Origin of the sequence: Lysobacter sp. GX 14042 (genome assembly GCF_021390425.1) — a bacterium.
In the GTDB taxonomy this organism is placed as follows: Bacteria; Pseudomonadota; Gammaproteobacteria; order Xanthomonadales; family Xanthomonadaceae; genus Novilysobacter.
In genome coordinates, this window is record NZ_JAJUWY010000006.1 from 191,710 (window position 1) to 201,966 (window position 10,257).

Sequence of the window (10,257 nt, forward strand, 5' to 3'; positions counted from 1 at the left end):
AGGCAGCCCGGAGGCCGATGCCGGCCAATGGCGACCGGTCACCGCTCGCGCGCGGCGTCGACCTCGGCCTTCATGCGGGTGATGACGTCGGCGTAGTCGTCGGCACCGAAGATCGCCGAGCCGGCGACGAAGGTATCCGCACCGGCGGCGGCGATCCGGCCGATGTTGTCGGCCTTCACCCCGCCGTCGATCTCCAGGCGGATGTCGCGGCCGCTGTTGTCGATCATCCCGCGGACCCGGCGCAGCTTGTCCAGGGTGGAGGGGATGAAGGCCTGGCCACCGAAGCCGGGGTTGACCGACATCAGCAGCACCATGTCCAGCTCGTCGAGCACCCAATCCAGCACGTCGACCGGGGTGCCCGGGTTGAGCACCAGCCCGGCCTTGCAGCCCTCGGCCCTGATCAGCTGCACGGTGCGGTGCACGTGGCGGCTGGCCTCCGGGTGGAAGCTGATCAGCGAGGCGCCGGCCCTGGCGAAGTCGGGGACGATGCGGTCCACCGGCTCGACCATCAGGTGCACGTCGATCGGCGCGGTGACCCCGTGCCTGCGCAGTGCCTGGCAGACCATCGGGCCGATGGTCAGGTTGGGCACGTAATGGTTGTCCATCACGTCGAAGTGCACCCAGTCGGCGCCGGCCGCCAGCACCGCGTCGACCTCGTCCCCGAGACGGGCGAAGTCGGCGGACAGGATGGACGGGGCGATGACGGTCTTGTGCATGGCTACTTCTTCCGGAGGGTCTGGATGCGGTCGTAGGCGCGGTTGAGCTCGCGGGCGCGGGTCTCGGCCTGCTGGCGCAGTTCCGGCGCGGCGCCTTCCAGGCGGTCGGGATGGTACTGGCTGATCAGCCGGCGCCAGGCGCGCTCGACGTCCTGGTCGGTGGCCTCCGGGGTCAGGCCCAGGACCCGGTACGGGTCGTCGCGGCGCAGGCGGAACCAGTCGGTGTCGAAGGCGTGGCCGATCAGCAGGCCGAGCAGCGCCCCCAGCAGCGGATTGAACCGCATCAGGGCGGCGCCGGCGACGAATCCCAGCAGTTTTCCGTACCAGCGCTTCATGCCCCGCAGTGTACCTGCACGCCGGCCCATGGCGGCGTACACTGGCCGGCCCTGTCGCGCCCGCGGGCGCGAAAAGGCCGGCGGCAGACCGCGGCAGGGACAGTGCTGAAGGGCGCTCCACCGAGGGCTTCACGTTGTCCACGCAATCGCTACACGGTTCCCTTTCCGAGTCGGTATTGCCCGGGTTGCCGCTGCGTCACCGGGGCAAGGTCCGCGACGTGTTCGACATCCCGGCCGGGCGGCTGCCCGCCGATGCGTCGTCCAGCGGCGGCGCGGCCAACGGCGGCTACCTGCTGATGGTCGCCACCGACCGGCTCAGCGCCTTCGACGTGGTCCTGCCCGACCCGATCCCGGGCAAGGGCGAGATGCTGTGCCAGATCAGCAACTTCTGGTGCCGGCGCACCGAACACATCATCCCCAACCACCTGGCCGGCATCGCGGTCGCCGACGTGCTGCCCGACGGGGTCGACCCGGCGCTGTACGACAAGCGCGCGGTGGTGGTGCGGCGCCTGCGCCCGGTGCCGATCGAGTGCATCGCCCGTGGCTACCTGATCGGCAGCGGCTGGAAGGACTACCAGCGCACCGGCCGGATCAGCGGCATCGCCCTGCCCGACGGGCTGCGCCAGGCGGAGCAGCTGGCCGAGCCGATCTTCACCCCCTCGACCAAGGCCGCGGTCGGCGAGCACGACGAGAACATCGACTTCGACACCGCGGTGCGCCTGTGCGGCGCCGACCTGGCCGAGGCGGTGCGCGATGCCACCCTGCGCCTGTACCGCCACGCCGCCGAGCATGCCGCCGGACGCGGAATCCTGCTGGCCGACACCAAGTTCGAGTTCGGCACCGACGCCGACGGGCGGCTCTACGTCATGGACGAGATGCTGACCCCGGATTCCTCGCGCTACTGGCCGGCCGACGAATACGAGGTCGGCACCAGCCCGCCCAGCTACGACAAGCAGATCGTGCGCGACTGGCTGGAGGCCTCCGGCTGGGACAAGACCGCGCCGGGCCCGCGGCTGCCGGCGGAGGTGATCGAGCGCACCCGGGCACGTTATGCCGAGGCGCTGTGGAAGCTGGCGGAAATCACCGTGGACTGACCGCGACGGACCGACCGGGCCGGCCCGGCCCGCCCTCCTTCCCGTCGTCCCACCGGATCCGCCATGCCCCTGCGCGACCTGCTGCTCATCCTCGTCATCTGCCTGGTCTGGGCGGGCAACTTCCTGGCATCCGCCTACGCGCTGCAGGAGGTCCCCGCCTTCGAGTACACCGCGCTGCGCATGGCGATCCTGGCGCTGCTGCTGGCACCGTTCGTGCGCGCGCCGGCCAAGGGGCAATGGCCGCGGCTGCTGGCGGTCGCGCTGTGCAACAACGTCTTCCACTTCGGCCTGAGCTTCTGGGCACTGAAGCTCGCCGGCGACCTGTCCTCGGTGGCGATCGTGATGCAGAGCTACGTGCCGATGGCCTCGCTGCTGGCCTGGGCGGTGCTGGGCGAGCGTTTCGGCTGGCGCACCGGGGCGGCGATCGCGGTCAGCTTCACCGGGGTGCTGGTGATCGGCTTCGATCCGACGGTCATCCAGCAGCCGGCCTCGCTGCTGCTGATGCTGGTCTCGGCCGCCTTCCTGGCCCTGGGCACGGTGCTGATGCGCCGCCTGGTGGGGCTGAACATGGTCAGCCAGCAGGGCTGGAGTTCGATCATCGCCGTGGGGCCGCTGGTGGCGTTGAGCCTGGCGGTCGAGCCGGGTGCGCTGGCCGTGCTGCCGCAGGCCAGCTGGATCGTCTGGGCCGGGGTGCTGTACTCGGCGCTGCTCGCCTCGCTGCTCGGCCACGGGCTGTACTACGTGCTGGTGCAGCGTCACCCGATCGCCCAGCTCACCCCGTGGCTGCTGCTGACCCCGGTGCTGGCGGTGATCCTGGGCATCGTGTTCTGGGGTGACCGGCCGGGCCCGCAGCTGTGGATCGGCGGGGCGATGGTGCTGGGCGGGGTGCTGATGATCGCCCTGCGGGCACTGGCGCGGTCACGGCCGCTGCCACCGGCCAGCGGGATCTGAGCCGCGTCAGTCCGGGTCCGAGCCACCGCCTGCCGGCGGAGGAGTCACCATCGCGGCGTCGGGCCGGAACGCCCGCGGCGTGTAGCCCAAATCGCGCCGCGCCGGGGCGTCGTCGAACACCAGGTCGCTGTGCATGCGGCCGAGCACCGCTTCCAGCCCCCTGCCGCGCCCCATGATCGAACCCAGGCGCGCGGCGATCCGGAACAGCACCGGTGGCAGTTCCAGCAACCGCGGAGCCGGATCCAGGCAGCCCAGCACCCGCGCCACCATCTCGCGGTACGCCAGCCGCTCGCCGCCCGGCAGTGCGTAGACCTTCCCCGCGCTGGCCGGCCGGTCCAGGCAGGCCACCGCCGCGGCGGCCAGGTCGTCCACGTGGACCGGCTGGCGCAGCCCGGTTGCCCCGCGCGGAAGCGGGAAGCGGCCCCAGCGCCGGGCCAGCGTGGCGATCCGGGTCAGGCTGGCGTCGCGCCCGGCGCCGTAGACCAGGGTCGGGCGCAGCAGCGTCGCCGCGGCACCGCGGGTGGCGGCGGTGTCCAGGACGGCCCGCTCGGCCAAAAGCAGCCGGGCCACCAGCGCGCGCTCGGCGGCATCGGCGGAGTCCCGCTTGGCCTGGGCGCTGGTCGAGCCAAAGGCGACCACCCGCGGTGCCTGCAGCCCGGCACCGGCGTACCAGCGGGCGAAGGCGTCCAGTGGGCCGCAGCTGAAAATCGCATCGACCGCCTCCGGGAGCACCGGCGGCGCGTCGAGTTCCCCGCGCAGCCAGGTGAGCCCCGCACCCGCTTCGCGCGGTTGGCGCGACACCGCCAGCACCTGCCAGCCGGCGCCCAGCAGGCGCTCCACCACGGCGCGCCCGACCGGTCCGCTGGCACCGAACACGAGCGCTTTTCCGGCGGCCTGGGGCGGGGCGGTTGGCGGCACGATCGGGTCCGGTTGGGGTGGGATTGGCAGCATAACGGGCACTGTTCGCGACCGCTCTTCGGGTTAACATGCCCGGCCACCCCTCCTTCACACGCCGAGTCGTCCGCGTCCGCCCAGACCCGTCTCGCCCCCGCCATCGCGGAGCCCGATGCTGCCCCTGCTGCTAGTCCTCCCGTTCCTGTTTTCCGTACTGGCGATGGCGTTCAGTGGGGTGAGTCGGCGTACCACCGCGTGGATCACCGGCGCGGTCCCGCTGGCGGGGCTGGCAATACTCGTGGCGTTGACTCCGGCGATCCTGGCCGGGGAGATCGTCCGCTGGTCGGTGCCGTGGGTGCCGCAGCTGGGGCTGGACCTGACCCTGCGGCTGGACGGTTATGCCTGGATGTTCTCCGGGCTGATCCTGGGCATCGGCGGGCTGGTGGTGATGTACGCCCACTACTACCTGGGCCCGGAGGAGAAGGCCCGGCGGTTCTTCGGCTACCTGCTGCTGTTCATGGGCTCGATGCTGGGCGTGGTGCTGGCCGGCAACCTGTTGCTGATGGTGGTGTTCTGGGAACTGACCTCGATCAGTTCGTTCCTGCTGATCGGCTTCTGGAACCACCGCGAGGATGCCCGCGACGGCGCGCGGATGGCGCTGACGATCACCGCCGGCGGCGGGCTGGCGCTGCTGGGCGGCGTGATCCTGCTCGGCCACGTGGTCGGCAGCTACGACCTGGACGTGGTGCTGGCCTCCGGCGCGATGGTCCGCGAACACGCGCTGTACCCGTGGATCCTGCTGCTGGTGCTGGGCGGGGTGTTCACCAAGAGCGCGCAGTTCCCGTTCCACTTCTGGCTGCCGCACGCGATGGCGGCGCCCACCCCGGTGTCGGCCTACCTGCACTCGGCGACGATGGTGAAGGCCGGCGTGTTCCTGCTGGGGCGGTTGCACCCGGTGCTGGCCGGCACCGACCTGTTCTTCTACGTGGTCACCATCGTCGGTGCGCTGACCCTGCTGGTCGGGGCCTGGTTCGCGATCTTCCAGCACGACCTGAAAGGCCTGCTGGCCTACTCGACCATCTCCCACCTGGGCCTGATCACCCTGCTGTTCGGCCTGTCGACGCCGATGGCGGTGGTCGCCGGGCTGTTCCACATCCTCAACCACGCCACCTTCAAGGCCTCGCTGTTCATGGCCGCCGGCATCATCGACCACGAGACCGGCACCCGCGACATGCGCAAGCTGGGCAACCTGCGGCGCTACCTCCCATGGACCAGTGCGCTGGCGATCGTCGCCTCGCTGGCGATGGCCGGCATCCCGCTGCTCAACGGCTTCCTGTCCAAGGAAATGTTCTTCGCCCAGGCGCTGGGGATCCGGGGCCACGACCTGATGCGCACCGGCGTCAGCGTGGCCGCGCTGCTGTTCGCGGTGTTCGGGGTGGCCTATTCGCTGCGCTTCGTCCACGACACCTTCTTCGGCAAGGGCCCGCGCGAGGTCGAGCGCGAGATCCATGAGCCGCCGGCCTTCATGCAGGTGCCGGTCGCGGTGCTGGTGGTGCTTTGCGTGGCGGTGGGCATCGCCCCGCAGCTGATGATCGGGCCGCTGCTGGGCGCGGCCACCCTGGGAGTGCTTGGCCCGCAGACGCCGGCCTACAGCCTGTCGGTGTGGCACGGCCTCAACCTGCCGCTGGCGATGAGCCTGGCCGGCGTGGTCGGCGGCGTGGTCCTGTACTTCGGCCTGCGCCGGTTGTTCGACCTGCATGCGATCGTGCGCGGGTCGCTGGGGCGCACGCTGTTCTGGATCAACGTCGAGGCGCTGTTCCGGCTGGCCCGGCGCTTCACCCACTGGCTCGCCAACGGCAGCGTCCAGCGCAGCATGCTGTGGCTGATCCTGGCCGCGGTCGCCGCCGCGCTGGCGCCGTTCCTGGCCAATGGCATGGCCGGGCTGCTCGACCCGGCGCCGCTGGCGCGCGCCGGCTCGCAGCCGATGAACCGGCTGGCACTGGTGCTGTGGGTGCTGCTGGTCGGCTGCACCCTGGCGACCCTGGCGCTGTACCGCTACCGCCTGCTGGCGGTGATCGTGATCGGTGGCGTCGGCCTGGCGGTGAGCCTGACCTTCGTCGCGCTGTCGGCGCCGGACCTGGCGCTGACCCAGCTGCTGGTGGAGATGGTCACCGTCTCGCTGATGCTGCTGGCCCTGCATTACCTGCCGCAGGGCTCGCCACCGGAACGCTCGTGGCTCCGGCGCGGGCGTGACGGCCTGATCGCCGCGGTGGCCGGCACCGGGGTGGCCGCGCTGGCCTACGCGATGATGACCCGCCCGGCCGACACCATGGCCAGCGAGCTGCTGGCACGCTCGCTGCCGGAGGCCTGGGGCGCGAACGTGGTCAACGTGATCCTGGTCGACTTCCGCGGCTTCGACACCTTCGGCGAGATCACCGTGTTCGGCATCGCCGGGCTGGTGGTGCACGCCATGCTGCGCCGGGCGCGGATGGCACCGGAGAAGGTCATGCCCGGCCCGCCGGTCAAGCTGCCGGTGCCGGCCGACCTGGCGCAGATCCTGTTCCCGCTGACGGTGGTGGTCTCGGTATTCCTGTTCCTGCGCGGCCACAACGCCCCGGGCGGCGGCTTCATCGCCGGGCTGACCCTCGCCGTTCCGCTGCTGATCCAGTACGTGATCCAGGGTTCCGAGTCGGTGCAGTCACGTTTCGGCTTCGACTACATCCGCTGCATCGGCACCGGCCTGCTGGTGGCCGCGGCCGGTGGCGCCGGCTCGATGCTGTTCGGCACGCCGTTCCTGACCAGCGGCCACTACGACCTGGAGCTGCCGCTGATCGGCACCATCCCGCTGGCCAGCGCCAGCGTGTTCGACATCGGCGTCTACCTGGTGGTGTTCGGCTCGACCATGTTGATGCTGTCGATGATGGGCACGCTCAGGCCGTCCAAGCGGATGGTCGCCCACCGCGGCGTCATCGACCCGATGCAACGTTCGGCAATCACCGGGGAGGCCCTGCGCTGATGGAACTCGCCCTGGCAAGCGGTATCGGCGTGCTGGTGTTTGCTTCGGTCTACCTGTTGCTGCGCGCGCGCACCTTCGATGTCATCCTCGGGCTGACGCTGCTGTCGTACGCGGCCAACCTGCTGATCTTCTCCGGCGGCCGGCTGGTCCCGGGCAAGCCCCCGGTGATCCGCGAGGGCGTGCCCGGCGACCTGGCCAACTACACCGACCCGCTGCCGCAGGCGCTGGTGCTCACCGCGATCGTCATCGGCTTCGCCATGACCGCGGTGACCATCGTGGTCGCCATGCGCAGCCGCGCCGACAACGACACCGACCACCTCGATGGCCTCGAGGCGCCGCCCGGGGAGCTCGACCGACCGTGCGGGGGCGATGTCGGGCCGCCGCTCGGGATTCCGCGCGGGGAGGAGCGGCCATGAACCACCTGGCACTCCTTCCCGTCCTGGTCCCGCTGATCGGTGGCGCGCTGTCGCTGTTCGTCGAGCACCGCCGCATCGGCACCGTGGTGCAGCGCTCGGTCGCCTGGGTGTTCATGCTCGCCTCGCTGGCGGCGGTGGCCGGGCTGGTGGTCCGCGCGGACAGCGGCGAGGTGATCGTTTACCTGCTGGGCGACTGGCCGTCGCGGCTGGGCATCGTGCTGATGGTCGACCGGCTGTCGGCGCTGATGCTGCTGACCACCAACCTTCTGGCGGCGGCCTGCCTGTTGCATGCCTGCTCGGGCTGGGACCGCCGGGCGCTGCATTTCCATGCGCTCTTCCAGCTGCAACTGGTGGGCCTGAACGGCGCGTTCCTGACCGGCGACATCTTCAACCTGTTCGTGTTCTTCGAGGTGATGCTGATCGCCTCCTACGGGCTGCTGCTGTCGGGTGGCCGCGGGGTGCGGATGACCGCCGGGCTGCACTACGTGGCCTTCAACGTCGCCGCCTCGACCCTGTTCCTGATCGGCCTGGGCCTGCTGTACGGCGTGCTGGGCACGCTCAACATGGCCGAGATCGCGGTCAAGGTCGCCGCCCTGCCGGTCCACGACCTGGCGTTGGCCAAGGCGGTATTCGGCCTGCTGCTGGTGGTGTTCTGCGCCAAGGCCGCGCTGCTGCCGCTGTACCTGTGGCTGCCGGAAACCTACACCCGCGCGCCGGCCGCGGTCGCCGCGCTGTTCGTGGTCATGAGCAAGGTCGGCATCTACGCGGTGCTGCGGGTCTGGGCGCTGATGCTGGGCGAGGCGGCCGGTCCACTGCAGGACTACGGCTGGAGCTGGATCGTGCCGCTTGCGGTCGGCACCCTGGCGCTGGCCGCGCTGGGGGTGCTGGCGGCCGCGCGCATGCGCATGCTGGTGGCCTACCTGGTGCTGGTGTCGGCGGCCACCCTGTTCATCGCCTTCGGCCTGCGCCAGCCGGGCACCATCGCCGCCGGCCTGTATTACCTGGTGCACAGCACCTTCGTGGCTGCCGCGCTGTTCATGATCGCCGACCTGGTCCGCCGCGGCCGCGGCGACGCCAGTACCGACCTGCGCGAGATCAACGCCCCGCCCCCGGTGCGGCGCATGGCCTCGATCATGTTCCTGGTCGCGGCGATCTCGATTTCCGGCCTGCCGCCGCTGTCGGGTTTCATCGGCAAGATGGCGTTGCTGGAAGCCGTACCCGAGGGTGACATCGGCTGGACCTGGACCGCGATCCTGGTCAGCAGCCTGATGGTGATCATCGGCCTGACCCGTGCCGGCAGCCGGGTGTTCTGGCGCAATACCCGCGATGCCGCCGACGTGCGCGACCGCGCCGGGCACAGCCCCGGTCCCAAGGGACTGCGGTCCATGCGCGCCACCGAGACCGCGGCCACCATGCTGCTGCTGGCCTACGGCATCGCGATGACCCTGGCGGCCGCGCCGGTGATCGGCTACGCCCAGGCCGCCGCCGAGCAGCTGCTGGCCCCGGGCGACTATGTCACCCAGCTGCGCGGGCAGCTGCCGACCGTGAGGAATCCCTGATGAAGCGCTGGATGCCCTCCCCGCTCCTGTTCGTGCTCATCGTGGTCTTCTGGCTGCTGCTGGTCTCGGAGTTCTCGCTGCAGCAGTTGCTGATGGGCATGGTGCTGGCGGTGGCGATCCCGCCCTTCGCCGCCCGGCTGGACCGCGAGTTCGCCCGCATCGGCAGCGTGCGGCCGATCCCCAGGCTGGTGGTGGTGCTGCTGTGGGACATCTTGCTGTGCAACATCGAGGTGGCCCGCCAGGTCCTGGGACGGGAGACGAACATCCATCCCGGTTTCATCTGGTACCCGCTGGACATCCAGAACATCCACGCGATCGCGGCACTGACCAGCTTCATCACCCTGACCCCGGGCACGGTGAGCGCGGCGCTGTCGGACAACCGCCGCTACCTGCTGATCCACGTGTTCAACCTGCAGGACGCGGAGGCGCAGATCGCCGAAATCAAGCGGCGTTACGAAGTCCCGCTGATGGAGATCTTCCCATGACCGGAATCCAGGTCTTCGGCGTGAGCCTGATCGATGCGGCCGTGATCGGATCGATGTTCACGGTGGCACTGGCGATCCTGCTGGCGATGTGGCGCCTGCTCCGCGGCCCCACCGTGCCCGACCGCATCCTCGCCCTGGACACCCTCAACGTCACCGCGATCGCCGAACTGATGCTGCTGGGCATCCACCTGCGCACCGCGGTCTACTTCGAGGCGGCGCTGATCATCGCCATGCTCGGCTTCGTGACCACCGTGGTGCTGAGCAAGTACGTCATCCGCCGGGACATCGTCGAATGAACGCCCTGCTCGCCAACGCGATGGAAATCTGGCTGGTGTTCCTGCTGACCGTCGGCAGCTTCTTCATGCTGGTCGGTGCCTTCAGCCTGGTGCGGCTGTCGGAGTTCTTCAAGCGCCTCCACGGCCCGACCAAGGCCAGCACCCTGGGCGTGGGCTGCATCCTGGCCACCTCGGTCGGCTACCACGCCTGGGCCGGCAGCGACCCGCAGCCGCGCGAGCTGCTGATCACCGCGTTCCTGTTCATCACCGCGCCCATCAGTGCCCACCTGATGGCCAAGGCGGCGCTGGCGCTGCGGATGGACGAGCGGCCGCAGTTGCCGGGCGTGTCCGAGGAGGACACGCACGTACCGCCGCGGCCGGACGGTCGCGACGATGAGTACCTGCCGGGCCCGCACAAGTAGCGTCATCCCCGCGCACGCGGGGATCCATGGACGTTGGGGTTTTCCGGGTGGGCGCGTATTCCTTCGGAGCCTTCGCGGGGGGAGCCGGCCGTCT

At 70.4% G+C, this 10,257-nt stretch carries 11 protein-coding genes; 8 read left to right on the forward strand and 3 right to left on the reverse strand.

Annotated elements, in window-relative coordinates:
• Positions 1-38 precede the first annotated feature (38 nt).
• A complete protein-coding gene (gene rpe / locus LY625_RS10190) occupies positions 39-716 on the reverse strand; it encodes a ribulose-phosphate 3-epimerase (RefSeq protein WP_233740093.1) in 678 nt (225 codons plus the stop codon).
• 2 nt (positions 717-718) lie between these two features.
• Positions 719-1,051, reverse strand: coding sequence for a DnaJ domain-containing protein (locus LY625_RS10195; RefSeq protein WP_233740094.1), 333 nt, complete (start codon positions 1,049-1,051; stop codon positions 719-721).
• Between the two features lie 134 nt (positions 1,052-1,185).
• Between LY625_RS10195 and LY625_RS10200 the strand changes: the two genes are divergently transcribed.
• Together LY625_RS10200 and LY625_RS10205 are read left to right on the forward strand one after the other, a co-directional pair.
• Complete coding sequence (locus LY625_RS10200) at positions 1,186-2,145, forward strand: phosphoribosylaminoimidazolesuccinocarboxamide synthase (RefSeq protein WP_233740095.1); 960 nt, start codon at positions 1,186-1,188, stop codon at positions 2,143-2,145.
• 63 nt (positions 2,146-2,208) lie between these two features.
• On the forward strand, positions 2,209-3,096 hold the full coding sequence (locus tag LY625_RS10205) for a DMT family transporter (protein ID WP_233740096.1): 888 nt from the start codon (positions 2,209-2,211) through the stop codon (positions 3,094-3,096).
• Positions 3,097-3,102: 6 nt separating this feature from the next.
• On the opposite strand, the gene LY625_RS10210 is transcribed toward LY625_RS10205, so the two are convergent.
• Positions 3,103-3,972 carry an NAD-dependent epimerase/dehydratase family protein gene (locus LY625_RS10210; protein ID WP_233740097.1) on the reverse strand — a complete coding sequence of 290 codons (870 nt, stop codon included), beginning with the start codon at positions 3,970-3,972 and terminating at the stop codon, positions 3,103-3,105.
• A gap of 190 nt (positions 3,973-4,162) precedes the next feature.
• Between LY625_RS10210 and LY625_RS10215 the strand changes: the two genes are divergently transcribed.
• From LY625_RS10215 to LY625_RS10240, 6 genes are read left to right on the forward strand one after another with little or no spacing between them, the layout of a single operon-like run.
• Positions 4,163-7,006, forward strand: a complete 2,844-nt coding sequence (locus LY625_RS10215; protein ID WP_255703458.1) for a monovalent cation/H+ antiporter subunit A — start codon at positions 4,163-4,165, stop codon at positions 7,004-7,006.
• Positions 7,006-7,422: a Na+/H+ antiporter subunit C gene (locus tag LY625_RS10220; RefSeq protein ID WP_233740098.1), complete on the forward strand. Its 417-nt coding sequence runs from the start codon at positions 7,006-7,008 to the stop codon at positions 7,420-7,422. The genes LY625_RS10215 and LY625_RS10220 overlap by 1 nt, the downstream gene beginning before the upstream one ends.
• Positions 7,419-8,981 carry a monovalent cation/H+ antiporter subunit D gene (locus tag LY625_RS10225; RefSeq protein WP_233740099.1) on the forward strand — a complete coding sequence of 521 codons (1,563 nt, stop codon included), beginning with the start codon at positions 7,419-7,421 and terminating at the stop codon, positions 8,979-8,981. Before LY625_RS10220 ends, LY625_RS10225 begins: the two co-directional genes overlap by 4 nt.
• Positions 8,981-9,466: a Na+/H+ antiporter subunit E gene (locus LY625_RS10230; RefSeq protein WP_233740100.1), complete on the forward strand. Its 486-nt coding sequence runs from the start codon at positions 8,981-8,983 to the stop codon at positions 9,464-9,466. The genes LY625_RS10225 and LY625_RS10230 overlap by 1 nt, the downstream gene beginning before the upstream one ends.
• 53 nt (positions 9,467-9,519) lie before the next feature.
• On the forward strand, positions 9,520-9,762 hold the full coding sequence (locus LY625_RS10235) for a K+/H+ antiporter subunit F (RefSeq protein WP_233740109.1): 243 nt from the start codon (positions 9,520-9,522) through the stop codon (positions 9,760-9,762).
• A complete protein-coding gene (locus LY625_RS10240) occupies positions 9,759-10,163 on the forward strand; it encodes a Na+/H+ antiporter subunit G (protein WP_233740101.1) in 405 nt (134 codons plus the stop codon). Before LY625_RS10235 ends, LY625_RS10240 begins: the two co-directional genes overlap by 4 nt.
• The last annotated feature ends 94 nt before the right edge of the window (positions 10,164-10,257 follow it).

Coding starts and splice junctions, on each gene's coding strand:
- rpe (WP_233740093.1), bottom strand. CDS start 716: ATGCACAAGACCGTCATCGCCCCGTCCATCCTGTCCGCCGACTTCGCC.
- LY625_RS10195 (WP_233740094.1), bottom strand. CDS start 1,051: ATGAAGCGCTGGTACGGAAAACTGCTGGGATTCGTCGCCGGCGCCGCC.
- LY625_RS10205 (WP_233740096.1), top strand. CDS start 2,209: ATGCCCCTGCGCGACCTGCTGCTCATCCTCGTCATCTGCCTGGTCTGG.
- LY625_RS10215 (WP_255703458.1), top strand. CDS start 4,163: ATGCTGCCCCTGCTGCTAGTCCTCCCGTTCCTGTTTTCCGTACTGGCG.
- LY625_RS10220 (WP_233740098.1), top strand. CDS start 7,006: ATGGAACTCGCCCTGGCAAGCGGTATCGGCGTGCTGGTGTTTGCTTCG.
- LY625_RS10225 (WP_233740099.1), top strand. CDS start 7,419: ATGAACCACCTGGCACTCCTTCCCGTCCTGGTCCCGCTGATCGGTGGC.
- LY625_RS10230 (WP_233740100.1), top strand. CDS start 8,981: ATGAAGCGCTGGATGCCCTCCCCGCTCCTGTTCGTGCTCATCGTGGTC.
- LY625_RS10235 (WP_233740109.1), top strand. CDS start 9,520: ATGTTCACGGTGGCACTGGCGATCCTGCTGGCGATGTGGCGCCTGCTC.
- LY625_RS10240 (WP_233740101.1), top strand. CDS start 9,759: ATGAACGCCCTGCTCGCCAACGCGATGGAAATCTGGCTGGTGTTCCTG.